The organism is Fictibacillus sp. 23RED33, from assembly GCF_015903925.1.
GTDB classification, from domain to species: domain Bacteria; phylum Bacillota; class Bacilli; order Bacillales; family Fictibacillaceae; genus Fictibacillus; species Fictibacillus phosphorivorans.
Map to the genome: position 1 here is coordinate 99,303 of NZ_JACZDX010000007.1, position 25,540 is coordinate 124,842.

The 25,540-nt window shown below is 42.5% G+C and carries 28 protein-coding genes; 6 read left to right on the plus strand and 22 right to left on the minus strand.

Annotated features, from left to right (window positions below; all coding sequences use genetic code 11):
- Window positions 1-12: 12 nt before the first annotated feature.
- The 3 genes from glpK to IHV09_RS18675 form a co-directional block, all read right to left on the minus strand.
- Window positions 13-1,515, minus strand: a complete 1,503-nt coding sequence (gene glpK, locus IHV09_RS18665) for a glycerol kinase GlpK (RefSeq protein WP_197128308.1) — start codon at window positions 1,513-1,515, stop codon at window positions 13-15.
- Between the two features lie 33 nt (window positions 1,516-1,548).
- Window positions 1,549-2,376 carry an MIP/aquaporin family protein gene (locus IHV09_RS18670; RefSeq protein WP_197265186.1) on the minus strand — a complete coding sequence of 276 codons (828 nt, stop codon included), beginning with the start codon at window positions 2,374-2,376 and terminating at the stop codon, window positions 1,549-1,551.
- Between the two features lie 203 nt (window positions 2,377-2,579).
- The gene (locus IHV09_RS18675; RefSeq protein WP_144696936.1) at window positions 2,580-3,125 is read right to left on the minus strand and encodes a glycerol-3-phosphate responsive antiterminator; all 546 of its coding nucleotides are present in this window, start codon (window positions 3,123-3,125) and stop codon (window positions 2,580-2,582) included.
- A gap of 191 nt (window positions 3,126-3,316) precedes the next feature.
- Here IHV09_RS18675 and IHV09_RS18680 point away from each other — a divergent pair, with 191 nt between their 5' ends.
- Entirely contained in the window at window positions 3,317-3,496 is a 180-nt protein-coding gene (locus tag IHV09_RS18680) for a hypothetical protein (protein ID WP_197265187.1), read from the plus strand.
- 384 nt (window positions 3,497-3,880) lie between these two features.
- On the opposite strand, the gene IHV09_RS18685 is transcribed toward IHV09_RS18680, so the two are convergent.
- From IHV09_RS18685 to IHV09_RS18730, 10 genes are all read right to left on the minus strand, one after another.
- Window positions 3,881-4,288 carry a F0F1 ATP synthase subunit epsilon gene (locus IHV09_RS18685; RefSeq protein WP_066398933.1) on the minus strand — a complete coding sequence of 136 codons (408 nt, stop codon included), beginning with the start codon at window positions 4,286-4,288 and terminating at the stop codon, window positions 3,881-3,883.
- 22 nt (window positions 4,289-4,310) lie between these two features.
- Window positions 4,311-5,699 carry a F0F1 ATP synthase subunit beta gene (gene atpD, locus IHV09_RS18690; protein ID WP_066398935.1) on the minus strand — a complete coding sequence of 463 codons (1,389 nt, stop codon included), beginning with the start codon at window positions 5,697-5,699 and terminating at the stop codon, window positions 4,311-4,313.
- A 56-nt stretch (window positions 5,700-5,755) separates the two neighbouring features.
- Window positions 5,756-6,607 carry an ATP synthase F1 subunit gamma gene (atpG, locus tag IHV09_RS18695; RefSeq protein WP_066398937.1) on the minus strand — a complete coding sequence of 284 codons (852 nt, stop codon included), beginning with the start codon at window positions 6,605-6,607 and terminating at the stop codon, window positions 5,756-5,758.
- Window positions 6,608-6,729: 122 nt separating this feature from the next.
- Window positions 6,730-8,229, minus strand: coding sequence for a F0F1 ATP synthase subunit alpha (gene atpA / locus IHV09_RS18700; RefSeq protein WP_197190169.1), 1,500 nt, complete (start codon window positions 8,227-8,229; stop codon window positions 6,730-6,732).
- 19 nt (window positions 8,230-8,248) lie between these two features.
- The gene (locus tag IHV09_RS18705; RefSeq protein ID WP_197190170.1) at window positions 8,249-8,800 is read right to left on the minus strand and encodes a F0F1 ATP synthase subunit delta; all 552 of its coding nucleotides are present in this window, start codon (window positions 8,798-8,800) and stop codon (window positions 8,249-8,251) included.
- Window positions 8,797-9,315 carry a F0F1 ATP synthase subunit B gene (gene atpF, locus IHV09_RS18710; RefSeq protein ID WP_137791115.1) on the minus strand — a complete coding sequence of 173 codons (519 nt, stop codon included), beginning with the start codon at window positions 9,313-9,315 and terminating at the stop codon, window positions 8,797-8,799. The genes IHV09_RS18705 and atpF overlap by 4 nt, the downstream gene beginning before the upstream one ends.
- A 112-nt stretch (window positions 9,316-9,427) precedes the next feature.
- A complete protein-coding gene (gene atpE, locus IHV09_RS18715) occupies window positions 9,428-9,640 on the minus strand; it encodes a F0F1 ATP synthase subunit C (protein WP_066244772.1) in 213 nt (70 codons plus the stop codon).
- Between the two features lie 83 nt (window positions 9,641-9,723).
- A complete protein-coding gene (gene atpB / locus IHV09_RS18720) occupies window positions 9,724-10,434 on the minus strand; it encodes a F0F1 ATP synthase subunit A (RefSeq protein ID WP_197128303.1) in 711 nt (236 codons plus the stop codon).
- 6 nt (window positions 10,435-10,440) lie between these two features.
- Window positions 10,441-10,827 (minus strand): ATP synthase subunit I, encoded by a 387-nt coding sequence (locus IHV09_RS18725; protein WP_191754312.1) that lies wholly within the window; start codon window positions 10,825-10,827, stop codon window positions 10,441-10,443.
- On the minus strand, window positions 10,824-11,048 hold the full coding sequence (locus tag IHV09_RS18730; RefSeq protein ID WP_066244770.1) for an AtpZ/AtpI family protein: 225 nt from the start codon (window positions 11,046-11,048) through the stop codon (window positions 10,824-10,826). Before IHV09_RS18730 ends, IHV09_RS18725 begins: the two co-directional genes overlap by 4 nt.
- Before the next feature lie 291 nt (window positions 11,049-11,339).
- On the opposite strand from IHV09_RS18730, the gene IHV09_RS18735 reads away from it, so the two are divergent.
- Window positions 11,340-11,765, plus strand: a complete 426-nt coding sequence (locus tag IHV09_RS18735; protein ID WP_197265188.1) for a DUF3889 domain-containing protein — start codon at window positions 11,340-11,342, stop codon at window positions 11,763-11,765.
- A gap of 279 nt (window positions 11,766-12,044) precedes the next feature.
- Here the strand turns inward: IHV09_RS18735 and upp are convergent, their stop codons facing one another.
- The 3 genes from upp to IHV09_RS18750 all read right to left on the minus strand — a co-directional run bounded on the left by upp (window position 12,045) and on the right by IHV09_RS18750 (window position 14,732).
- Window positions 12,045-12,674: a uracil phosphoribosyltransferase gene (gene upp, locus IHV09_RS18740; protein ID WP_137791119.1), complete on the minus strand. Its 630-nt coding sequence runs from the start codon at window positions 12,672-12,674 to the stop codon at window positions 12,045-12,047.
- 397 nt (window positions 12,675-13,071) lie between these two features.
- Complete coding sequence (locus tag IHV09_RS18745) at window positions 13,072-13,818, minus strand: ABC transporter permease (RefSeq protein WP_197128299.1); 747 nt, start codon at window positions 13,816-13,818, stop codon at window positions 13,072-13,074.
- Entirely contained in the window at window positions 13,815-14,732 is a 918-nt protein-coding gene (locus IHV09_RS18750) for an ABC transporter ATP-binding protein (RefSeq protein ID WP_197190172.1), read from the minus strand. The genes IHV09_RS18745 and IHV09_RS18750 overlap by 4 nt, the downstream gene beginning before the upstream one ends.
- A 210-nt stretch (window positions 14,733-14,942) precedes the next feature.
- Here IHV09_RS18750 and IHV09_RS18755 point away from each other — a divergent pair, with 210 nt between their 5' ends.
- Window positions 14,943-16,040 carry an acyltransferase gene (locus IHV09_RS18755; protein WP_197190173.1) on the plus strand — a complete coding sequence of 366 codons (1,098 nt, stop codon included), beginning with the start codon at window positions 14,943-14,945 and terminating at the stop codon, window positions 16,038-16,040.
- Between the two features lie 24 nt (window positions 16,041-16,064).
- Here the strand turns inward: IHV09_RS18755 and glyA are convergent, their stop codons facing one another.
- On the minus strand, window positions 16,065-17,300 hold the full coding sequence (gene glyA / locus IHV09_RS18760; protein WP_197190174.1) for a serine hydroxymethyltransferase: 1,236 nt from the start codon (window positions 17,298-17,300) through the stop codon (window positions 16,065-16,067).
- 189 nt (window positions 17,301-17,489) lie between these two features.
- Here glyA and IHV09_RS18765 point away from each other — a divergent pair, with 189 nt between their 5' ends.
- Window positions 17,490-17,945, plus strand: a complete 456-nt coding sequence (locus IHV09_RS18765) for a hypothetical protein (RefSeq protein ID WP_197128296.1) — start codon at window positions 17,490-17,492, stop codon at window positions 17,943-17,945.
- Between the two features lie 16 nt (window positions 17,946-17,961).
- On the opposite strand, the gene IHV09_RS18770 is transcribed toward IHV09_RS18765, so the two are convergent.
- Window positions 17,962-19,500: a gluconokinase gene (locus IHV09_RS18770; protein WP_231618402.1), complete on the minus strand. Its 1,539-nt coding sequence runs from the start codon at window positions 19,498-19,500 to the stop codon at window positions 17,962-17,964.
- A 178-nt stretch (window positions 19,501-19,678) separates the two neighbouring features.
- Between IHV09_RS18770 and IHV09_RS18775 the strand changes: the two genes are divergently transcribed.
- Window positions 19,679-20,146, plus strand: a complete 468-nt coding sequence (locus IHV09_RS18775) for a GNAT family N-acetyltransferase (RefSeq protein ID WP_197265189.1) — start codon at window positions 19,679-19,681, stop codon at window positions 20,144-20,146.
- A 194-nt stretch (window positions 20,147-20,340) separates the two neighbouring features.
- Here the strand turns inward: IHV09_RS18775 and IHV09_RS18780 are convergent, their stop codons facing one another.
- The 4 genes from IHV09_RS18780 to IHV09_RS18795 all read right to left on the minus strand — a co-directional run bounded on the left by IHV09_RS18780 (window position 20,341) and on the right by IHV09_RS18795 (window position 23,043).
- Window positions 20,341-20,913: a TIGR01440 family protein gene (locus IHV09_RS18780; protein ID WP_197265190.1), complete on the minus strand. Its 573-nt coding sequence runs from the start codon at window positions 20,911-20,913 to the stop codon at window positions 20,341-20,343.
- Between the two features lie 42 nt (window positions 20,914-20,955).
- Window positions 20,956-21,396 carry a ribose 5-phosphate isomerase B gene (gene rpiB, locus IHV09_RS18785; RefSeq protein ID WP_066398975.1) on the minus strand — a complete coding sequence of 147 codons (441 nt, stop codon included), beginning with the start codon at window positions 21,394-21,396 and terminating at the stop codon, window positions 20,956-20,958.
- A 108-nt stretch (window positions 21,397-21,504) separates the two neighbouring features.
- A complete protein-coding gene (locus tag IHV09_RS18790) occupies window positions 21,505-22,113 on the minus strand; it encodes a low molecular weight protein arginine phosphatase (protein ID WP_197265191.1) in 609 nt (202 codons plus the stop codon).
- Between the two features lie 387 nt (window positions 22,114-22,500).
- Window positions 22,501-23,043: a manganese efflux pump MntP family protein gene (locus tag IHV09_RS18795; RefSeq protein WP_231618411.1), complete on the minus strand. Its 543-nt coding sequence runs from the start codon at window positions 23,041-23,043 to the stop codon at window positions 22,501-22,503.
- A 195-nt stretch (window positions 23,044-23,238) separates the two neighbouring features.
- Here IHV09_RS18795 and IHV09_RS18800 point away from each other — a divergent pair, with 195 nt between their 5' ends.
- On the plus strand, window positions 23,239-25,458 hold the full coding sequence (locus IHV09_RS18800; RefSeq protein WP_197265192.1) for a PAS domain S-box protein: 2,220 nt from the start codon (window positions 23,239-23,241) through the stop codon (window positions 25,456-25,458).
- The last annotated feature ends 82 nt before the right edge of the window (window positions 25,459-25,540 follow it).

Consider the following 25,540-nt stretch of genomic DNA (forward strand, 5'->3'; position numbering starts at 1 on the left):
ATTTTGAAAGGGTTATGCTTTAGGTTTATACGCAATCGTTGCTTCAACAGCTTTTTTCCAGCCATCATAAAGCTCTTTACGCTCTTCCTCTTTCATGTTTACGTCGAAGTCTCTGTCCACTTTCCATTTATCTGCAATTTCTTGACGATCGCCCCAGAAACCGACTGCTAGACCTGCCAGATATGCAGCACCGAGTGCCGTCGTTTCATTGATTTCTGGACGCTCAACCGGAACGTTTAAAATATCACTTTGGAACTGCATCAAGAAGTTGTTCTTTACTGCTCCGCCATCAACACGAAGCTTCTTCAGCTCGATACCTGAGTCTGCTTCCATCGCTGTTAAAACATCAGCTGTTTGATAAGCCAGTGACTCAAGTGTTGCACGAACGAAATGCTCTTTTTCTGTACCGCGTGTAAGTCCGAAGATCGCACCGCGTGCTTCTGAATCCCAGTAAGGAGTTCCAAGGCCAACGAATGCTGGCACAACGTACACGCCATCTGTTGATGCAACGCGCTCTGCATAATCTTCACTGTCTGCCGCATCTTTTAACATACGAAGTCCGTCACGCAACCATTGTATCGCTGAACCTGCTACAAAGATACTTCCTTCAAGTGCGTACTCGACTTTTCCGTCCACACCCCAAGCAATCGTCGTTAAAAGGCCATGCTCTGACTTAACCGCTTTTTCTCCTGTGTTCATAAGCATGAAACAGCCTGTACCATACGTGTTCTTCGCCATTCCTTTTTCAAAACAAGCTTGTCCGAAAAGTGCCGCTTGCTGATCGCCCGCGATACCTGCGATCGGAATATTTTTACCGAAGAAGTGATAGTCGATCGTTTCACCGTATACTTCTGAAGATGATTTTACTTCTGGAAGCATTGATTTCGGAACGCCTAAGATATCAAGAAGTTCGTCATCCCACTTCAAATCGTAAATGTTGTACATTAGTGTACGAGATGCGTTGGAATAGTCCGTTACGTGCGCTCTTCCGCCTGTTAGCTTCCAAACTAGCCATGTATCGATCGTACCGAATAACAGGTCACCGTTTTCCGCTTTTTCTCTTGCACCTTCAACATTATCAAGGATCCATTTTACTTTTGTTCCTGAGAAATAAGCATCGATCAACAATCCAGTTTTATCACGGAATTTATCGTTTAAGCCTTGGTTTTTTAGCTCATCACAGATTTCAGCGGTTTGACGAGACTGCCAAACGATCGCGTTGTGAACAGGTTTTCCAGTGTTTTTGTCCCAAACGACCGTTGTTTCACGCTGATTCGTGATTCCGATCGAAGCAATCTCGCCTGGGTCTGTATCTGTTTTTGATAAAACTTCAGCCACTACTGCTAAAATCGTTCCCCAAATTTCTTGTGCATCATGCTCTACCCAGCCTGGCTTCGGGAAGTGCTGCTTAAATTCCTTTTGTGAGATCTCAACGACTTCTCCTGCTTTGTTAAAAAGGATCGCTCTTGAGCTTGTCGTTCCTTGATCGAGTGCAATGATATATTTCTTTTCCATAGGTAAACCCTCCCAAAATGGTTTGTTCTTGTTTTAGTTTTCTATTTCATCTCCATGAGGCAGTGCATGTGTGCCTTTACTTCCTAAGAAGAACGTTATAGCGAAGATTGCTAGTGATACCACTGTCCAAATCCAGAATAACGTTGTAACTTTTCCTGTAAAAACAGCTTGATAGAACAATGCTCCGAAAACTCCTCCAAGCACTGGTCCTACAACTGGAATCCACGAGTACGTCCAGTTGGATCCACCCTTACCTGGTATCGGCAAGATAAAATGTGCGATCCTTGGACCAAGGTCACGTGCAGGATTGATGGCATAACCTGTTGGTCCTCCAAGTGACAACCCGATTGCTACGATTAGGAATCCGACGATCAGTGGATTTAACCCGTCTGAAAATTTATTCGCTCCAATTGACAATAATCCTACTAGTAAAACCGCAGTTCCAATGAATTCTGATAAAAGATTCGAAAACGTATGCGGAATTGCAGGGTCCGTTGAGAAAACTCCTAATTTTACCGCTGGATCATCTGTTGCTTTCCAGTGAGGAAGGAAGTGGAAGTATACGACTATTCCTCCTAAGATACCGCCGATTATTTGTGCAATGATATATGCTGGCACATCCGACCAAGCAAATTCACCGATTGAAGCGAGACCTAGTGTTACTGCCGGATTAAGGTGTGCACCACTAAAGCTTCCGACTGCATATACCGCCATTGCAACAGCTAGCCCCCAAGCAAGTGCGACAACGATCCATCCCCCACCTTGGGCTTTTGATTTATTCAAGGAAACGTTTGCAACAACGCCCCCACCAAATATGATTAGAATCATTGTTCCTATCAGTTCTGCCATAAATGTTGACATGTATTTTCCTCCTTTTGTGCAATCGCTATCAAATATAAGTGCAATGATGTGTACGGATTTCATCAAAAAAAGACCCAGCAAAAGATACCTATAGTTTTGCTATAAGTAACCCTTGTGGATCTCCATGTTCTCCGTCACGTTTATGAACTTGTCTCTATTATAACAAGGATGAAAACGTTGTCAAACGTTATTTCACTAGAACATTAGATCCACAATTCAGGGTTTGAAGTCGTCACAGCCTCTGCACCTGCTTCAAGTGCTTCCATCACATTCACTTTTGTACGAATCAATCCACCAGCGATTACCGGAATACCCGCTTGCTCACTCACTTCTCTTATTATTTCCGGCATGATGCCTGGCAAAACCTCTAAATAGTCTGGCTGAGCACGTTCGATCACTTTATAACTCGTTTCAAGTGCTAATGAATCTAATAAAAACAAGCGCTGAACAGCAATCATGTTCTTCTTTTTTGCACGAATAATGCAGTTAGATCGCGTTGAAATGATTCCTGCTGGCTTCATTTCTTGTGCTAAAAAGTCGACTGCATACTCATTTGCTTTCAGCCCGTTGATCAGATCGAGATGAACCAAAACTTTCTTCTTTCTTTCGTTCGCCATAGCGATCATGAATTTCAACTGACTGATATGCGTATCCAAACATACGATATATGTGTATTTGCTGTTTAGCAGCTTCTCAAAATCCTTCATCTTTCTCGCTGCCGGCAAAACTTTTTGTCCATGGAAGCTCATCTTGCACACCCCTTACGTTCTTATCATTCACCAGTTCTCACATTTTATTGCAAAAACCCCGGTAAACCGCCTTTTTTACATATTAAGTGATAATAACACATACAACTACCGACGGACGAGCATTAAATAGTGTATAGCTTTTAAATGAAGCTATATTTTAAGCACTTCCTTTGCTTGAGGAGGTGAAAAGCATGATTAAAAAGAGAAAAAAACCTGTGATCTCTCCTGTTGGCGACTTTCAAAATCCTTTTGGTAATGAAGTGGTTCAAATGGAAGAGGTAACAGAAACGAACGCGATGACTGATGAAAATGGCGATCAATTGTGGGTACGTAGGGTTTCATGTGCTCCGCCGATTTTTGGAAGAAACTAAATAAAAAACGATTCATCCGATGTTCAACCTTCTCAAACTGAACGTGATGTCCTCGTATAGAACCCCTTTGACTTTATTTTTGGACAAGTCAGAGGGGTTTTGAGTTCGGAATAAGAATGAAGGTACAGTTTCGGATCCCGAAACTGTATAATCGATATACCTTATGGGGTATAAAATTTGTGCAATCCAAAAGTTTAAGCTGTTTATCCAGAAGTTTTGCCTGTTTATCCACGAATTTCAGCCTTCAATCCAAAAGTTTTGCTCCTTTATCCACGAGTTTACAATCCTCGACATCGCTCGCACTCCCTATACCATCACATACCCCCTACAAACACAAAAAAAGCCCTCCAACTCTCTATAAAGAGAGCTGAAGAGCTTTTTGACTTAACGTTTTGTTGCTATGTCGATACGGTTCATTGCGCGTTTAAGCGCAAACTCCGCACGAGCTGCATCTAGGTTGTCTTGTTTGTTGCTAGCAAGACGCTGTTCGGCACGCTCTTTTGCTGCACGTGCACGATCTACTTCGATGTCGCCAGCGATCTCAGCAGCTTCTGCTAAAATCGTGACTTTTTCAGGTCGCACTTCAATAAATCCACCGCTAACGGCCACATATTGTGTTTTCCCATCAACGTCGTGAACACGCACGGCGCTGATCGTTAAAGGAGCTACAAGAGGGATATGGCCTGGAAGAATTCCAAGCTCCCCACTTTTTGCTTTCGCGCTGACCATTTTCGCATTTCCTTCAAACACAGGACCATCAGGGGTTACTACGCTGACTTGAATGGTTTTCATCCAATCTTACCCCTTTCAGGCATTAGGCCAAAGTTTTTGCTTTTTCAATAGCATCCTCAATAGAGCCTACGAGATGGAACGCTGATTCCGGAAGATCATCGTATTTTCCTTCAAGGATTTCTTTGAATCCACGAACTGTTTCTTTAACAGGAACGTATGAACCTTTTTGTCCTGTAAATTGTTCTGCAACGTGGAAGTTTTGAGATAAGAAGAACTGGATACGACGCGCACGGTGTACAACTAGCTTGTCGTCTTCAGAAAGCTCGTCCATACCAAGGATTGCGATGATATCTTGAAGTTCTTTATAACGCTGTAAAGTCGCCTGTACTTTACGAGCTACTTCGTAATGCTCTTCTCCAACGATCTCAGGAGAAAGTGCACGTGAAGTTGAAGCTAGTGGATCTACCGCTGGATAGATACCCATAGCTGTAAGTTTACGCTCAAGGTTTGTTGTTGCATCTAAGTGGGCGAACGCTGTAGCTGGAGCCGGATCCGTATAGTCATCGGCAGGTACATAGATCGCTTGGATAGATGTTACAGAACCTTTTTTCGTTGATGTGATACGCTCTTGTAATTGACCCATCTCAGTTGCAAGAGTTGGTTGGTAACCTACCGCTGATGGCATACGGCCAAGAAGGGCAGATACTTCAGAACCTGCTTGCGTGAAACGGAAGATGTTATCTACGAAGAAAAGAACGTCTTGTCCTTGCTCATCACGGAAGAATTCAGCCATTGTCAAACCAGAAAGAGCGATACGCGCACGTGCTCCAGGTGGCTCGTTCATCTGTCCGAATACCATTGCCGTTTTCTTGATAACACCAGAGTCGCTCATCTCGTGGAAAAGGTCATTTCCTTCACGAGTACGCTCACCAACACCTGCGAATACGGAGATACCACCGTGTTCTTGTGCGATGTTGTTGATAAGCTCCTGGATAAGAACTGTTTTACCTACACCCGCACCACCGAAAAGACCGATTTTTCCACCTTTTACGTATGGAGCGATAAGGTCAACTACCTTAATCCCTGTTTCAAGGATCTCCGTTTTTGTTGTTAATTCTTCAAAAGAAGGTGCTGAACGGTGGATCGGGTCACGGCGAACATCTGCCGGTACTGCCTCACCAAGGTCAATGTGATCACCTGTTACGTTAAATACACGTCCAAGTGTTGCTTCACCTACTGGTACAGAGATCGGCTTACCTGAGTCAGCGATTTCCATTCCACGAACAAGACCATCCGTTGAATCCATTGCGATTGTACGAACCATGTTATCACCAAGGTGAAGTGCTACTTCTAGTGTTAAGTCAACACCCTCAGCGCTAACAGTTAAAGCGTTAAGCAATTCTGGAAGCTGGCCTTCGAACTTAACGTCAACGACCGGTCCAAGAATTTGAGTAATATAGCCTTTATTCATCGGTTTCCCTCCTATCTTACTTTGCAAAATAGCTGCTAGAATCACTTATAAAAAGTCTATTCTAGAGCTGCTACACCGCCGACGATTTCCGTAATTTCCTGAGTGATAGCTGCTTGACGCTCACGGTTGTACGAGAGGTTCAATTGGCCGATCAGTTCATTAGCGTTATCCGTTGCATTTCTCATCGCAGTCATACGAGAAGCATGCTCGGCTGCTTTCGCATCAAGTAAAGCACCATAAATCAAGCTCTCCGCATATTGAGGAAGAAGCACTTCAAGGATCTCGTCCTCTGATGGTTCATACTCATAGGAAGATTTTGATTTTGTTGCAGCGATATCTGTTAACGGAAGAAGCTTCTTCTCCGTCAGATCGCTCTGAATGGCACTTACAAAATGGTTGTAATACATGTAAAGCTCATCAAATGTTCCGTCCGCATAAAGACCGACTGCCTTTGAAGCGATTGCCTTGATTTCAGCAAAGGATGGCTGGTCTGCCACGCCTGTGATGCTGTCCAAGATCGACATCTTACGGCTTTTGAAAAAGTTCACACCGACTTTACCGATTACGATCAATGCATACTCATCTGCTGATTTGTGACGCTCTTGAATCGTACGGTAAACGTGGCGCAAAATATTCGAGTTATAAGCTCCTGCCAATCCACGGTCAGCTGTAACGACGAAGTAACCCGTCTTCTTCACTGGTCGTGTTAAAAGCATAGAGTGTTTCGCGTTGCTTCCAGATGCGATGCTTCCTACCACTTCTTGGATCTTGTCCACGTAAGGGCCGAAAGATTTCGCATTTTGCTCAGCGCGGTTTAGCTTTGCAGCTGAAACCATCTCCATCGCTTTTGTGATCTGCATGGTCTTTTTAGTGGAGTCTATACGTGCTTTAATATCTTTTAATGCCATTCATTTTCACCACCTTTATTGGTAGTTTAAAAATCGGTTAACCTCATTTTAAACATAGTAAGCTGGTTGCAAGGCGCAGCTCATCACTGCAACTGCACCTCTGCTTTTAAAGTCTATATATCTTACGCGAATGTCTTTTTGAATGCTTTGATCGCTTCGTCTAGGCTGTCACCTTCAGGAAGTTTACCAGTCGTTTTGATTGCATCAAGAACGTCTTTAGAGTTAGCTTCCATGTGAGCGTAAAGCGCTTCTTCAAAGCGGTTTACATCTTCAACAGCTACATCATCGATGTAACCACGAGTCAATGCATAAAGGATTGCAACTTGGTGCTCAACTTTTAGTGGCTTGTGAAGTCCTTGCTTAAGTACTTCAACTGTACGTGCACCACGGTTTAGTTTTGCTTGAGTCGCTTTATCAAGGTCAGATCCGAACTGAGCGAATGCTTCTAGTTCACGGTATGAAGCAAGATCTAGACGAAGTGTACCAGATACTTTGCTCATCGCTTTGATCTGAGCTGCTCCCCCTACACGAGAAACGGAGATACCTGCGTTGATCGCCGGACGAACACCGGAGAAGAACAAGTCAGATTGTAAGAAGATCTGTCCGTCTGTGATAGAGATAACGTTTGTTGGAATATAAGCAGATACGTCAGATGCTTGCGTTTCAATGAACGGAAGCGCTGTGATTGATCCGCCACCTAAGTCGTCATTCAACTTCGCTGCACGCTCTAATAGACGTGAGTGAAGGTAGAATACGTCCCCTGGGTAAGCTTCGCGGCCTGGAGGACGACGAAGTAGCAAGGAAAGCTCACGGTATGCAGCAGCTTGCTTAGAAAGATCATCATAGATGATCAATACGTGCTTGCCAGCCCACATGAATTCTTCAGCCATAGATACCCCAGCATAAGGAGCTAGGAACAACATTGGTGCAGGTTGAGAAGCAGATGCTGATACAACGATTGTGTAATCAAGCGCTCCATGTGCACGAAGTGTTTCTACTACGCCCGCAACTGTTGATTCTTTTTGACCGATCGCTACATAGATACAGATCATATCTTGATCTTTTTGGTTAAGGATCGTATCGATCGCTACAGCTGTTTTACCTGTTTGACGGTCACCGATGATAAGCTCACGTTGTCCGCGTCCGATTGGCACAAGTGCGTCAATCGCTTTAATACCTGTTTGAAGCGGCTCATGTACAGATTTACGAGCCATTACGCCTGGAGCTTTTTGCTCGATAGGACGTGTTTTTGTAGTCGCAATTGGACCTTTGCCATCGATAGGCTGTCCAAGTGGGTTAACTACACGGCCAAGAAGCTCTTCACCTACAGGAACTTCCATGATACGTCCTGTACGTTTTACTTCGTCACCTTCACGAATTTCTTGGTAAGGCCCAAGAATGATGATACCTACGTTGTTTTCTTCAAGGTTTTGGGCCATACCCATTACACCGTTAGAAAATTCAACTAGCTCACCAGCCATTACGTTATCTAATCCATGGGCACGGGCAATACCGTCACCGACCTGGATAACTGTACCCACATCATTAACTTCGATCTCAGATTGATAGTTTTCAATCTGTTTTTTAATTAAAGCACTGATTTCTTCAGCTTTAATGCTCATGAATTTCACCCCTATCCTCTCAGCTTCCGTTAGAAGCTAATTGACGTTCCATTCGATTCAACTTTCCGCTGATGCTTCCGTCAAAAATACGGTTGCCAATGCGGATCTTAATTCCTCCAACAAGAGAAGAATCTACAATATTATTAATGCGCAACGCTCTTTTGCCGACTCGGGCAGCAAACGTTTGCTCCAACTTCTGTATCTCTGAGTCTGATAAAGGACGTACAGAATATACATTTGCGTCGGCAATGCCTTGTGCTTCATTTGCTAATTCAATGAACTGCGCTGCCATCTCTGTGATGTATGTGTAACGGTTACGGTCTACCATCAGATAGATCGTGTTCATTACAGCGGTAGAAAGTTCAGCTCCAACGCTCTCTTTGATCAAAGATTTCTTTTGATCCTTCGATACTTTTGGATGTGATAGAACTTTTTGAAGCTCTTTGTTAAGCTCCAGTACGTTCTTCACAAGACGCAATTCTGAAACTGTATCTTCAAGTTTCGTAACACCAACTACTTCAAAAAGTGCTAATGCATAACGTTTTGCTACGACTGCTTGATCTTTGCTCATCGAGACTCGCCTACCTCTTGAAGGTATTCGTTAATAAGCTTCTCCTGAGAGCTCTCATCAAGTTCTTTTGCAATAACTTTAGAAGCGATCTTAACGGATAGAGCAGCAACTTCTTGACGAAGTGTAGCAACTGCTTTTTCTTTTTCAGAAGCGATCTCAGCCAATGCAGCTTCTTTTACACGCTCAGCTTCATCACGAGATGCTTTAATGATTGCTTCACCTTGTGCTTCGCCTTGCTTTTTAGCATTGTCGATAATAGACTTTGCTTCTTCTTTCGCTTTCTTTAACTCAGCAACTTGAGACTCAAGATAGCTCTTAGCTTCTTGACGGGATTTTTCAGCCGCATCAATTTCGCTGTTGATATGTGATTGGCGCTCCTTCATGATTCCCATTAACGGGCCCCATGCGAATTTACGCAATAATACTAGTAGGATTAAAAATGCAGCTAATTGGTAAAGAATATCACCTGTGTTCAGGCCTCCACCTGCAGCAGCACCTAGAATTAAGTTTTGCACACCATTTCCTCCCTTCAATCAATCATACATAAGGAATGGCGAAGGGTAGTCCCTATTGGGAAACTTGCTTCGCCATTATAGAAATCGTAATAAACAGTGGTTGTTTTAAGGATTAAGAACCAAGCGCGATGAACGCGATAACCACACCGATGATTGGAAGTGCCTCAACTAATGCAACCCCGATGAACATTGTTGTTTGAAGAGTACCACGTAGTTCTGGTTGACGAGCGATCCCCTCAACTGTACGTCCTACGATTAAACCGTTACCAATACCAGCACCAAGTGCCGCTAGACCTACCGCGATTGCAGCTGCAATAAGATTCATGATAAAATTTCTCCCTTCTGAATTCCCTTAAAGTTTTTATGAAAATGGGCTTCTTATTATAGAAGCTTGATATTTCCTGAAGATTAGTGATCGTGACTTACTTTATGTGCCAAGTAAACCATTGTTAGCATCGTGAAGATAAATGCTTGGATTGCACCAACGAATACTGAGAAGCCTTGCCACACAATTAATGGGAAGATTCCAAGTACGCCAGCAAAAATACCCATCTTAGTTAAACCTACCAATAGACCTAAAAGCATCTCACCTGCGAAGATGTTACCGTAAAGACGAAGACCAAGCGTTAATGTGTTCGCAAACTCTTCAATAATCTTTAGTGGGAACAAGAACTTCATCGGTTTGAAGAATTCAGCTCCATATTCCTTGAACCCTTTCATTCTCACACCGTAATAGTGTGATAGCGCCACTACCATAACTGCTAGAGTCAAAGTAATAGTTGGGTCTGCAGTAGGGGATTTCCACCATAGATTATGGTCGACTACTACTGCAAAAGGTAATCCCAGCATGTTGGCAACGAAAATATACATGATTAATGTAAGTCCTAAAGCTAAAAAGCGTCCGCCCGTATGCCAATCCATTGTGCTGTTGATGATTCCTTTTACGAAATCGACTACCCATTCAAGGAAGTTTTGCATTCCTCCTGGTCGCATTGACAGGGTTCGAGTAGCGAGTACCGCAATAAGGAAAACAATAACGGATGAAACTGTGATCATTAGTACGTTTGACAGGTTAAACGTCAAACCTAGAAAATCAGCTGTAACTGCACCATGTTCCACCTATGTTCACCTCTTTTCCTTTGGAGTACGTGTAACTTGAGTTAGTGAATCTATTAACATGATAATGTAGACTGACATCAATCCCACTACCACACTTAATAAATGAAAATGTTCCGGGTATTTCATCGCGATGAGCACCGCTAACCCTGCAAAGAGGAGCCTTGAAAGTGAACCGAGTGTTTTCACTCTTTTCTGCTGAATCACTGCTTGTCCCATGCGGTCGATCTTCGAATACATGCTCCAAAGATTGTAGAGACTAAACACAGTTCCTAGAGCCAGTCCTAAAAAGATAGCTTTGTAAGGAGTGACAGCATAACCGACGAAAAAAAGAGAGAGAAGATATAATGTGTACTTTATGTATTTGAAAAACACCGATTTGTACTCATTCATCATTGCCCGTCCCCTGAAAACTTCGATATTAAGCGGATCATCCCGTAAACACCTGTTCCAAGACCTAGAAACAACCCGATGATAAGGAAGATTGGAAATTCATTGCCGACTTTCTCGTCCAGCCATTTCCCTCCAAAAAGTCCAACTAAAATGCATCCAACAAGCTGAGAAAGAATGCCAGACATTAAAGCCATCGCTTTATAAGGGCGTTTCCCGTTGCTCATATCGTATGGACTCCTTCCTTCTGGAAATCTGGTAATAATTTTCTTGAAAACCCTTGTAAACACAAGAATGTAAACCTTACCATATTCCCTTTGTAAGAATACAATAGTGACATTTCTATGTCAACGACTTACGGGACGGTTTATTAAATAAATTGTGGAAATTTTGTGGCTTGTTTCAATGGTTTATTATTCACTTTGTTTACTACTTCTGCCTGCACTTTCCATATTCCTGAATAAATCACCCTATTTGATAAATACTTACATTAAATATATGGAAGGAGCTTGTTCGACATGAAACAAAAATTAATTCTTTTCTTCGCGTTGACTGGAATTTTAGTGACGGGCGGCTGCATGAACAATGACAAAAAGCCTACAGAAGAATCTACAGATATGAGAAATAATGTGGAAAAAGATCGTACCAAGCCATTGAACGTTCAGTATAATGACCAGACCCCGTCAGAAGATTTAAATTCATCTGTGACACAAAAAGACTATGCAAAATGGGGCAAGATGGCTCTGGCTGAGACGAGGAAAAAATATCCGAACAGCAGAGTAAGTGATTATCAGTACGATACACGGAACATCAGTCCGGACGGCACAATCTCGGATTACTTTGACTTCTTGTTGTATCAACAAGATAAGATGCACCTTGTAAAAGTTGGCGTAATGCATGATGACAACAAGCTTATTGATATGAAGTTTGAGGAAATGAATTAAATAAACGTTATGTGCGGGCTGACGGATGTCAGCCTTCTTTTTTCGGTTTTACGGTACGTGTTCTTTTATTTATTACACGTTCGCGCACTAGACCATGAGTTTCGCTCAGTTAAGCAGAGTTTTCGCTCAGTTTGATCTCCGTTCGCTCAATGGAGTCTGGTTTTCGCTCAGGATTACTTGCGTTTCGCTCACAACGAAGATTTAATCCTTTTTACGAACAAAAAAACTGCCCCGAAAGAGGGTTTACACCCGCGATCAAGTCAGTTTTTTATTTACTGCTTATTTAGTTCCGAATAAACGGTCTCCAGCATCGCCTAAACCTGGAACGATGTAGCCGTGGTCGTTTAATTTTTCATCAAGTGCTGCTAAGAAAATATCAACGTCTGGGTGCTCGTCTTGAATCACTTTAATACCTTCTGGAGCTGCCACTAAACACATAAGCTTAATATTTTTCGCGCCGCGCTTCTTGATTGATTCAATCGCTGCTGCTGCAGATCCACCTGTTGCAAGCATCGGGTCGATCACGATAAAATCACGCTCTTCTACATCAGAAGGAAGCTTCACATAGTATTCGATCGGTGTTAATGTTTCAGGATCACGGTAAAGCCCAACATGTCCAACTTTTGCTGCTGGAATAAGTTTAAGGATTCCGTCTACCATTCCAAGCCCTGCACGAAGGATCGGTACTAGCCCTAGTTTTTTCCCAGCGATCGTTTTCATAGTCGCTTCAGCAACCGGCGTTTTCACCGTTACCTCTTGCAATGGAAGATCACGTGTAATTTCAAAAGCCATAAGCCCCGCTACTTCATCAACAAGCTCACGAAATTCTTTCGTACCCGTACGTTCGTCACGGATGTATGTTAATTTATGCTGAATTAACGGATGATCAAGGACATATACCTCACTCATGTTTTAAGCACCTCTCCTTATGTAACATTTATTTTCGTTCAAAAAGCATCTCTAGCATTGTACAGAAAAACAACCTTCACTTCAAGGGAAATCAGCATAGAAACGATAGTTTTCTGCCTCCAAATTTTACATATAAACTCCTCTACTACTATTCCCTGAATTTAGAGGTGAAATCCTGAAAACTTTCGCTAAGCATCCTGCCTTATAGTACTCAAAAAAACTTTACTGTCCGCTTTTCCTGTTTTACTGTCCACTTCGGCATAAATACTGTCCACTTTCCGCTTTTTACTGTCCACTTCGTTTTCAGCACGCCAAAAAACACCTAGAAAATACATGTCCAAAACAAAAAGTATTGGCTAATCTAAGCCCAATACTTTTTCAAAAGTTTAACCTTCTATTATTCCGCTTTTCCGCTCCACTTAAAGAACACAGACGACAACACGATTGAAACGAGAGCAATAGAGCTTAACACCAAAACAGGCGTCCAGTTTTCCCAAAGTGGAGATGTGTTCCATGTTGCACGCAGCAATTCGATCACATAGTAAAGAGGTAGGATTTTTGCTATATATTGCAGAACGTCAGGCATCATCTCTAACGGGAATGTGGCTCCTGATAAAAACAGCATAAGGTTTAGAAAAAGCGAGCTGATCGCTGCTGCTGTTCCTACGTTTTTCGCTAGGGATGTTAAGAAGAGTGCGAACGGAAAGAAGGCAAGGATGCTTAGCAACAAAGCGACTAGCGTGCTTCCTAAATAGACAGGGGCATGAAGGTCAAACATGAGCGTTCCGAACACCACAAGAACAACTGCTGAAAAACTAAAAATCACCGTTCCTTGAATCGTGTGAGCAAAGAGAATCTTCCATGGAGCGAGTGGTGTTGATTGATATCTGCGAAGAACTCCAGTTTCCCTGTATCCTGTGAGGACCGTCCCCAATGTAAAAAAGGCGGTTGTTACGATATTTACCCCAATCCATGAGGGGATATAAAGACTCGCAAATGAAAAGCCTTCGGGAGCTTGGTTTTCAAACATCGAACCGAACAACCAAATCATGAGTACGGGGAACAGAAACGTCCAAAACACCTGCAGCTTATCTCGAAAAAACATCTTCGTCTCAAGCAGTGTTAGTTGCCATAGGGCTGTCATGCAGATTCCCCTCCTTTTAGATAGTGAACGAACAAGTCATCGAGTGTGCCTCTCTCAAATTTGTAATCCGAGATATGATAGTTTTCTTCATGTGCTGTTTTAAATAAGAAATAAGAGCAAAATTGAAGATCTTCGGTATAAATCTTGAACGCATCTAGCTCTTTATCATGTTCCACCTCTATGACACCGGCAATCTGATGAAGTAGAGCGACAGGAAAATCGGGACTTCGGAAACTGATGAAGTGAGAAGAGATATCCTCAACCAATCTGCTTGGTTCATCGAGTGCACGAAGTTCTCCGTTATAGATCATCGCGACCCTGTCACACAGTTTTTCCGCTTCCTCCATGTAATGTGTGGTTACTACAATCGTTGTGCCTCGATCTCTCAGCGAACGGATAATGTTCCACATCTCACGCCTTGCATGCGGATCGAGCCCCATGCTCGGCTCGTCTAAGAAGATGATCTCAGGTTCATGTAAAGTAGCTAGGGCCAATGTTAATCGCTGCTTTTGTCCACCGGAAAGATCATCAAAGTATGTATCCATCTTCTCCTCTAAACCGAGCAGCTTCAGCATCTCATCGCCTGTATTGCTTTTATTGTAGATCGCTGCAAATAATTTCAGCGCCTCTTTTACTTTCATCTTCTTTTGAATTGAAGTTGCTTGAAACTGAACACCAATGCGGTGATTCAACACCTTCCGATCTTTTTCAGGATTCATGCCTAAAATAGACACTTCACCGCTATCCTTTTTTCGAAGACCTTCCATGATCTCGATCGTGGTCGTCTTTCCAGCTCCGTTTGGTCCGATAATGCCAAAAATTTCACCCTTTTTAACAGAAAAAGAAAGATTGTTAACTGCTTTTTTTGTTCCGTAGGACTTGTTTAAAGCTTGAACGACAATTACGTTATCCACACACACCATTCCCTCTTTTCTTTTTTTTGTACACGTAGATGTATTATTCGAAAAAGCCGGAAATATACCTCTTTTTGTATCTCCCATTTATTACAAGTCTTTTTACCCTTGTTAATAACTAAATGGAAACGAAGGTTATTATCGTGAAATAATTATCGTATAGCATTTAACCCAAAAAAGAGAGATTTGTTCATGGAGAGGATGTAAAAAGTGGATACTAAGCTTAACAACAAAGAATACTTCAATGAGATTCACTTTTTGAGAGCTTTCGCGTGTATTGGTGTTTTATTGGTTCATGTATCGGCAACTTACTTTAATGAAGCCGATGGTGTGTGGAATTGGTTTACTTATTTCTTTAATCAGTTAGGCCGATTTGGAACACCTACGTTTGCTGTTATTAGTGGTTTTTTACTTTTTAATGGAGTAAATAAAAAAGGATTCTCTTTTAAACCTTTTATTACTTCACGTACAACTAAGATTATTATGCCTTTTGTAATTTGGAGCTTGTTCTATCAGTTTGTCACTGTATATTTTCTTGGAGGCACCATTCCAACAGATCCAAAAGTGCTTCTATACAACTTTACAATGGGAGAATCGTTCTACCATCTCTATTTTATGGCAATCGTTGTTCAGTTTTATGTTATGTTTCCAATCCTTCAATTCATTAGAAGCGGTATGGGCTGGTGGATCGGATTAATTGTTTCTGCGGCAATAAGTCTTTATTTTACAAATCTGATAGACGTACCATTTGCTTCTGGTATTATTGAAAAAGTTTTAATTGATAAGGTATTCGTGATGCATTGGATCTTTTATTTTGTCTTTGGAGGATTTCTAGCTCATTATTGGAAGCCGATTTCCGTTTGGGTAAAAAAACACTCTGTACTTCTTGCTTTAGGTGTTGTAATCGTCTATGTTGGAGCTTATTTAGAATACAAAATAGTAGGAAGCATTTCATCTAGAAGAGAGACAAATTTAATTAACATCCCAATTTTAAGTTTTGCAACGATTGGATTATATTTTTATTTAGTTAAATTAAACTGGATGAAAGTTTCATTACAAGTAATAGGAAAGTTGTCTATGGGCATCTATTTGATACACCCATTTACTTTAATACTGTTTACAAAAACATTACCACCAGAAGTATGGCAAACAAGATTTATGCCTATTATGTTCTTTGTTGTTCTGTTCACAACTATTTTCTTTGTTAAAATCATTCAGCAAGTACCCAAGCATCAATTTATTATCCCAGTACCAACTAAACGAAACAAAAACAAATCTGCAATACAAAGAAAACCAGTTTCTGCTTAAGAAACTGGTTTTTTTATTGCTATCCTATTCGTACAACTTATATTTTCCTGCTAGCTTCTCAACGCGTGATTCAGCATCCTTCAACACCGATTCGTCCTCGATGTTTTTCAATACAGACGCCATGATTGAAGCGATCTCGTCCATATCTTCTTCAACAAAACCACGTGATGTAACAGCAGCTGTTCCGATACGGATACCGCTCGTTACGAACGGGCTTTCTTTATCAAACGGAATCGTGTTCTTATTAACCGTGATTCCGATATCATCTAATGCTTTTTCAGCCACTTTTCCTGTTAGTGCAAGTTCACTCACATTGATCAGAATCAAGTGATTGTCTGTACCATCAGAAACGATAGTAATGCCTTCTTTTTTCAAAGATTCTGCTAAGCGCTTCGCGTTCTTCACGATCTGCTCAGCGTAGCTCTTGAACTCATCTGTTAACACTTCACCGAACGATACCGCTTTTGCTGCGATAACATGCATCAAAGGACCACCTTGGATGCCTGGGAAGATCGATTTATCAATTTTTTTCGCGAATTCTTCTTTACAAAGAATCATACCGCCACGAGGGCCGCGAAGTGTTTTATGTGTAGTCGTTGTTACAAAATCTGCATAAGGAACTGGATTTTGGTGAAGGCCTGCTGCCACTAAACCTGCGATATGGGCCATATCCACCATAAGGTAAGCTTCAACTTCATCAGCGATCTCGCGGAACTTTGCAAAATCAATCGCACGCGGATACGCGCTCGCTCCAGCTACGATCAGCTTCGGACGGTGCTCTAGTGCTTTTTGACGAACATCTTCGTAATCGATAACATTCTTCTTTGCATCTACGCCATATTCCACAAAGTTATATTGAATGCCAGAAAAGTTAACGGCACTTCCGTGTGTTAAGTGACCGCCATGAGAAAGGTTCATACCTAGAACGGTGTCGCCTTGCTCGAGAATCGTAAAGTATACAGCCATGTTTGCTTGTGCACCTGAGTGAGGTTGAACGTTAGCATGCTCAGCACCAAAGATTTGCTTGGCGCGGTCTCTTGCTAAGTTTTCAACAACATCCACATGTTCACATCCGCCATAATAGCGTTTGGACGGGTAGCCTTCTGCATATTTATTCGTAAGTACAGAGCCTTGCGCTTCCATTACGGCTTGACTTACAAAGTTTTCAGAAGCAATCAATTCAATTTTCGTACGCTGGCGGTGCAATTCATCCATGATGGATTGGTAGACTTCTTGATCAGCTGTTTTCAAATGGTTCAATTTCGCTTCCCCCTTACCTTATGTGAAAAATAATTATGATTGTAACATACCCCTCTATCTTACACGTTAAAGCTTTAAGTTGTAAGAGGAAATGCACAAGTGTGAAAATTCATTTTATTTGATAGGGATGAACATGGTATGATGATACATAATAGAGAGAAAGAGCTATTTATAAGGGGTGTTATCAACATGATGAAGAAGTGGTTTGGAGCGAGTCTCCTTATTTTTGTACTAGCTTTGGCTGGCTGTAGCGAAGAAAAAGCAAAGCCTGAAGCAAAGGAAAAAGTAGAAACACGAGATAACGAAGATCAAAGCACAACGGATGATCTTGCTGGTCAACAAGCTGAGATCATAAAGAACATGGAAGAAAAAGCTGTTCAGTTAGATCCAAAAGCACTTGAAGCAGACCCAAAAGCGTACGAAGAAAAAATCGTTAAAGCGACTGGAAAAGTGCTAACGGATAATGAAAAAGGAATGGGCGGAAGCTTTGAGTTCCAAGTTGGAGAAACCAAGTTTAGAGTGATGAACTTTACGATGGGCAGCGGCTTTGAAAAGGGTTCTGAGGTCACAGTATTCGGAAACGTTAAGACAGGTAAGGATGCTAAGACCGGACTTCCGCTGATCAACGCGACATATATCAACTAAGAAACAAAGAGCGGAATTATTTTCCGCTCTCTTTTTTATGCTTATTTTGAAATTCGTGAAGCGCTTTATATTGTGATTGCATCGTTTCAGATAGAGATTGATAAAGTTGGAACAGCTCTTCGTAGATTGTCTTGTGATCGGGATTAGGCGTGATTTCTTCGTACTGCTTCGTTTCAACAGGCGCTTCTTCTAGCGTTTTCGTTTCACCGATCGCGAATCGACCGAGCAAGACCGCACCTAAGCACGAGCTCTCCGTATGTTCAGGAATACTCACTTTTGTTTGAAAAATATCAGCTACTATCTGTTTCCAAAGCGGCGAGTTCGTAAAGCCTCCAGTTGCAAAGATCTTCACTTCCATGTCTGCCACTTGACCTTTTATTAGTGAGTACACGCTGAATAAGTTAAGAATCGTCCCTTCAAGCACAGCCCGCACCATATGATTATGATCATGGCGAAGTGTCAGCCCTATAAACGATGCTTTTGCCTGTGCATCCCATAATGGTGCTCGTTCTCCTGTCAGATAAGGCAGGAATACTAAGCCTTCTGCACCAGGCTGTATCTGTTCGGCATCTCTAGACAGCTTTTCATGGACCGCACTGTCACTGTCTTTTTGCAAGATATCATGAATCCATTGAAACGCGATTCCACCGTTGTTAACCGGTCCGCCTGATACCCAATGATTTTCCGTGAGCGGATAACAGAACGTGCGGCCATCTGTATCAAGTATTGGTGTAGCTGAAGTAGTTCGAATCGCACCGCTCGTACCTATCGTTACCGCAACATCTCCAGGTGAGATCGCGCCGACACCAAGGTTAGACAACGGACCGTCCGTTGCACCGATCACCACTTTTACAGAGGAATCGAGACCCGATTTCTTCGTGAGAACGTCAGATAATTGCTCCCAATAATACGTCGATGGTTGCAGTGTCGGAAGTTTTTCTGGAGTGACATCTGCAAGTTTCAGCGCTTCTTCATCCCACGTTTTTGTATGCATGTTCCAAAGGCTTGTCGCTGCGGCTGATGCGTGATCTGTCTTCCACTCACCGAACCAACGGAACAGTATGTAATCTTTAATGCCAACAAATCTTGCTGCTTTCTGAAAAATATCGGGACAATCATTTTTTAACCACTGCAATTTAAAAAGAGGTGTCATCGGATGCTGCGGGACACCGGTCCGTTTATAAAGTTCAACTGCTTCATCACCGTAATCTGATTTATAAGCTGCTACGTATGGTTCACTTCGAATATCAGCCCATGTGATGCTGTTTGTAAGGGGTGTCCCATCAGAATCCACTGCAATTAATGAATGCATGGCTGTGCTAAAAGAAATGAAGCCGATTCTTTCCGCGAGATCTCCACTTTTTCGCACTGTTTCTCTTAGCGATTCATTCACTGCTTCATAAATTTCATCCGGCTTCTGCTCGGCAGCTCCTGGTTCTTCCGACAGCATCGGGTAATTTTTTGAATGATGTGCGACAGCCGCTCCTTTTTCATCAAAAAGAACAACCTTCGTACTTGTTGTACCAATATCTATTCCGATCGCATAATTTCTCAAGATCTCTTTCTCCTTTCACATAAAAAAGGAAGCAAACATAGTATGCCCTTCCTAAACAATGCCCGATTCTACTTTGTCTCATTCATCATACTATTCAGACCAGAAAGAATCACTTAATATAGATGTAAAATGAATGCTTCTTTTGTTAAGGAAACCAGATTAGAGGAGATGGATAACGATGAATAGTTTTAAAATTCGTCCAGTTGATTTAGAGGATGTAGATCAGTTAAAGGGTATGATGCATCGTTACATTGTTGATTTTTATAAAGGAAAAACTCCTGAGGGATCAAAGTTGGAGGATCATATCAAGCATCTGCTATCTTCAGATGAAGCAGGAACTCAATTTGTTGCTGAGACAGAGGATGGCCGATTAGCGGGATTCGCAACCCTCTACTTTTCGTTCAGTACGACCCGGCTGCAGAAAATCGCCATATTGAACGATCTTTTTGTAGATGCTGAATTCCGTGGTGCTGGTTTAGGAGAAAAACTGTTTTTGCATGTGCTGGAATACACGAAAAAGGAAGGCTACGCGTACATGTCTTGGCAAACTGCGATTGATAATACGTCTGCACAAGCTCTTTACAAGAAGATGGGCGGAAAAAACATCAATTCAGAGTGGATTCATTACGAGATTGAACACAACTAATAAGAATGAATCCACGAGTTTTGGCTTGGAATCCACAAGTTTGGGTGTTTTATCCACGAGTTTTGCCTCTGAATCCACAAGTTTTGTGAGTTTATCCGCGAGTCTACAATCCTCGACACGTTACGACAACCTGTCATCGTTGCAAGGCACGACCACAATAGAAAAAAGCCCTCACCAGGAGGGCTTTCCACGATTTAAAAACACCGTATGTCTTCTTTACTCGGATACACCGCGCGTTCGCCGCCGATCAACTTCGGACGTGTCTTTGCCAACGTCACGTGTGCGGCGCCGACCTTTTTCACTTCACTGCGAACCGGCACGGCTACATGCTTCAAGTGCATGCCGATAAAGGTGTCACCGATGTCGATGCCTGCGTCGGCTTTAATATATTCAACGATCACGGGTTCATTCATATGGTGGTAAGCATGTGTGGCCAACGCACCTCCAGCTGATCGCGCTGGAACGACCCGCACTTCTTCATAGCCTCGTCGTTCTGCTTCTTCGCGCTCGATGACAAGCGCACGGTTCAAGTGTTCACAGCATTGCACGGCTAGTGCCACGCCTGTTTCCTCTTGAAACGCTAAGATACCACGGTAAAGTGCACCCGCTGTATCCATCGTGCCTGATGTGCCAATTCGTTCACCAATTACTTCGCTCGTGCTTGCGCCTACTACTAATAATTGTGAAGGTCTTAATTGTGCATGCTTTTGCAGATCTTGCAAAACACTCAGGACTTGGTCTTGAATTTGTTGGAGCTCATCGCTCATGAGATGGTCTTCCCTTCATTTTATAGGTTTATAGCTTTATTGCTATTGGCCTTCATATTGAGAGATTTTATCTACACGGCGACCGTGACGTCCGCCTTCATATTCTGTCGTCAGCCATACTTTTGCGATTTCGAGTGCGAGACCTGGCCCGATGACACGTTCACCCATTGCAAGTACATTGCTGTCATTATGCTGTCTTGTAGCTTTTGCGCTGAATAGATCATGAACAAGCGCACAGCGGATTCCTTTGACTTTGTTCGCTGCGATGCTCATTCCAATGCCCGTACCGCAGATTAGAATTCCGCGATCAGCTTCACCGTTGGCTACTTTTTCTGCTACAGGAATCGCATAGTCTGGGTAGTCTACAGATGTGTCGCATTCACAGCCAACATCCTCCACTTGCATACCCAGTTCTTCAATCATGCTGATTATTTCTTTTCTTAATTCAACTCCGGCGTGATCTGATCCAATTGCTACTTTCATGTTGTGTGCACCTGCTCTCTCATACTTTTTTTCATTATATGCTGTCCCCATTCCCTATTCAATGTCACTCCTAGGCAATTTAGGACAGCCTTACCTCATTTTGTCTTACTACTTCTTGCTATCGTCTTTTTTCATTAGTTTTTCAATAAGCGCTTCAATCTCATCTCTTGTTTCTTGGTAAAGATGAAGCGGTCCACCGAAAGGATCTGTAATGTCTATAGAAGGTACTTCACTTTCTAGCTTCATCCTTCTTTCAACGAGCGGCCGAACTTCCCTTTCAAACGCCTGTCTCACTTCTTCATCTGCAGAATCCTTTGACATGTATTGAAGCTTCAGCATCTCGATCTCTGTATAGAGCTCATAGATCTCTTCAATCTTCTTCTGCTCATCGTCGTCAAGAACATACTCTTTTAATGTGTACGTCTTATTCACCGCATCTGGCCAACGTCCGACGAGCGCATGCTTGTGGCTCTCGGTCATCGTTAAGATAAGATCTGCCCACTCGATCAAATAATTGGACACGCCTTGTGACTGATGACTTTCTTTAATACTTCTTTCTGAAAGAGCTTGTGTCGCGTTCGAACTCATCACGGCACCGTTTCCAGCAAATACACCAGCTGATTTAACGTTGAACTTACCTTTTCCTTTTTTGCGTAAAATGGCCTCAGCCATCGGACTGCGACACGTATTGCCTGTACAAATAAATAAAACATTCATGGTGAATTCACCTCATATTCTATCTTTCCCTATTTTTCTATAGGTTAACGCTCTTATTAGTAAGTATATCATCGGATTAGTGAATAAAAAATATAGGATGTTGCTTCGTTTTTTATTTTTCAGTTTCACTATCAGTAACAAGATCATAGGTGAATGAGCTTAAAAGATTCACTTTTTACTTTCAATACGGACAAGTGGTGGTATATTACTTTTTGACTTCTTTGACAAGTTGATAGGAACGCAAGGTGCGAGACTCCTGGGGGACAAGTGGGACAGATGAGACCCTTAAGGGCGCAAAGCGGCAAGGGGCTCACCGCCCGCCCCCCGGAAAGCGAGCATCCTGGAGTGGAGATCAACCGCTTCCAACTACACATATAGCAGAATATTTTAAAACGGAAACAAGATCTTCACCCCAAAAGCTAGCAAGATGCAGCCGCCGAACGCTTCTCCATACGACCCGAGCCACTTCTGCACTTTTTTTCCCATCATCAACCCTGCCCAGGTTAAGATCATGCTCATCATTCCGAACATCACAATGGTGAGCCATGTTTTTGCTCCATAGATCCCTAAAGATAATCCAACTGAAAAACTATCTAACGAAGCACTCAACGCAAAGACGAATAGACCAAACCCAACCGGACGCACGAACGGTTCATCATCATTCGAAAAGGACGACCGAATCATTGTAACACCTAGGATAACGAGCAAAATCCCACCGATAATGGCTGCGATACCTCCAAAATGCACAGAGATCTGTTTACCGATCGACATTCCAGCGAGCGGCATGAGCATATGAAAAAGCCCTATCGTTATTCCTATTTTCATAATTTGTTTGAATCGAAGTGATAACATCCCCATCCCTAGGCCGATCGAAAAAGCGTCCATACCTAGCGCAACAGACATAAACAAAAGTGTCATCCATTCTCCCATGGTTGCCAAATAGTTCCCACTCCCTTAACCATCATACTTTCAGACTATGCATGTCTACTTTTAAAAAGACTAAAAAACAAACAAGCTGTTGAGCGGATGAAAAAATGAACTCTTTACCGCTTTAGAGGAAGGGATAATGTGATTTATATCGTATATAAAAGGAAGTGAATCTGTACGTAAAGGAGAGGAACAAGCATGGTCCATAACGCATCGGCCATTACGAAAAATGAAAAAGACATGTGGCGATCGTCACCATTCCCGACTGGCCTTTCACGCCAAAAAAGCATGACTTTTCGATGTATGAAGCATAATGAAGATCTCATTATGACCGAGAGCGAAGGTGAACTGTTTGACTTGTTTGGCCTCAAACGAGAAAACGTACTGCAAAAGAGAATAGAAGACATCTTTCCTAAAGAGATGGCAGACTTTAAAAAAGAAATGTACGAAAGAGCACTAAACGGAGAGAGCCTTACGTACGAATCTGAGCTGAACGGCATTCCTTTTCTAGCAGCGATCGGACCTATTTATAAAAGCGATGGTACCGTTTCTGAGGTTTATGGATTCTGTGTCGATCTGACAGAGAGAGTATCTGTTGAGACTCAGCTCGCCGAAAGTGAACAGCGTTTTCGATCCTTGATGGATCATAACATCGATGCTCTTTTTTCACTGGACCTCGAAGGCAAGTTTACGACGGTCAATAAAGCGTGTACGACATTGAGCGGTTATAGTGAGACGGAGCTTTTGAACATGACTTTTAATCCGTTCATGATGCCTGACCGAAGAGCCGCTGCGATCGATCAGTTTAAGGATGCGCTAAACGGCCAATCCAAAATGTATGAAACGCGAATTCAGCAAAAGAACGGTGGAACGCGTCAGATCATGTTCACCCTTACTCCGATCATCGTGCTCAATAAAGTTCTCGGTGTTTTCGGGATCGCTAAAGACGTAACCGCAAAGCGAGAATCAGAAAAAGAACTTCGAGAAACAAAGGATCTGCTGGAATCTGTTATCTATCATTCTAGTGATGCGATTTCGGTCGTCCACTTAACCGACTACTCTGTAAAAGTGAACCCGGCGTTTGAATTTATATACGGATGGTCTCAAGACGAGCTCAACAACCTGACTTCACACATCCTTCCCGTAGTACCTGAAGATAAAGAAGCTGAATCCGAAAGACTGATGACGATCGTCAAGCATGGAGGATATGTAAAAGGTGTAGAGACTATACGATTGACGAAGTGTGGCAAACGATTAAATGTAAGCCTTTCCTTAAGCCCCATTTATGGCGAAAACGGTGAAGTCGTCGCACTTTCTGCGATCTCAAGAGATATTACGGATAAAAAATTAAAAGAAAAAGCGTTGAAAGAAAGCGAAGAAAAGTATCGGATCATTGCAGAGAACACGACTGATCTAGTAGGTGTCGTTGACCTAGAAGGAAACGTCAAATATGTATCTCCTTCAAATCGTCTCTTACTGGGTTTTGATCCCTCACTTTATGATGGAAAAAAGATTCAAGGATTCTTTCATTCAGATGACCGGGCAAAAGTAAGAATGGCGATGAACGAGATGGTTCAAACTCAAAAGCCTGTGAAGTTTGAAGTTCGATGCAAGCACGCACACGGACACTGGGTAACCCTTGAAGCAAACGCGACCCCTATCGCAAACGATTCTGATCAGCCTGACTCGTTCGTTGTTGTTGCACGCGACCTAACCGAACGAAAAAAGACAGAAGAAATGCTAAGAAAGTCTGACAAGCTCTCTGTACTCGGCCAGCTTGCCGCAGGTGTTGCGCATGAGATCCGCAACCCGCTCACCTCGATTCGCGGTTTTTTACAGCTTCTGCAGTCTAGAGCATCAGAGAACGAGGACTATTACGAGATCATGCTTTCAGAGATCGATCGAATCAACAGCATCGTCGGAGAGTTTATGTTACTCGCCAAACCGCAAGCGATGAACTTTACACAAACAGACCTTCGCCAATTGTTGCGACACGTTATATCGATTCTTGATACACAGGCGATTTTAACGAATGTCCAGATCTATTTCGAGAGTGAACCAGATCTGCCCGAAATATGGTGTGTTGACAATCAGATCAAGCAAGTATTTGTGAACATGCTAAAAAACGCGATCGAAGCGATGCCAACCGGCGGCTCTGTACATATTCATTTAAAAAGAGAAGGCGGATATGTAGTCGCTTCTTTCATCGACCATGGCTGTGGAATTTCAGAAGAACGCTTGCCAACGTTGGGTGAACCGTTTTATACCACAAAGGAAAAAGGTACCGGCCTCGGCCTCATGATTTGTTACAAGATCGTAGAGAACCACCACGGTAAAATCTTGATCAACAGCAAGATTGATGAAGGAACGACCTTCTCGATCCTGCTTCCGATCGATAAAAACAAGCCAGCGTCTTAAGTCGACGCTGGCTTGTTTTTTTGTATTTGGACGCTTGGTGTAGCCTCTATTTGTCGAAAATCGGATAAAAATTTTTATCTAC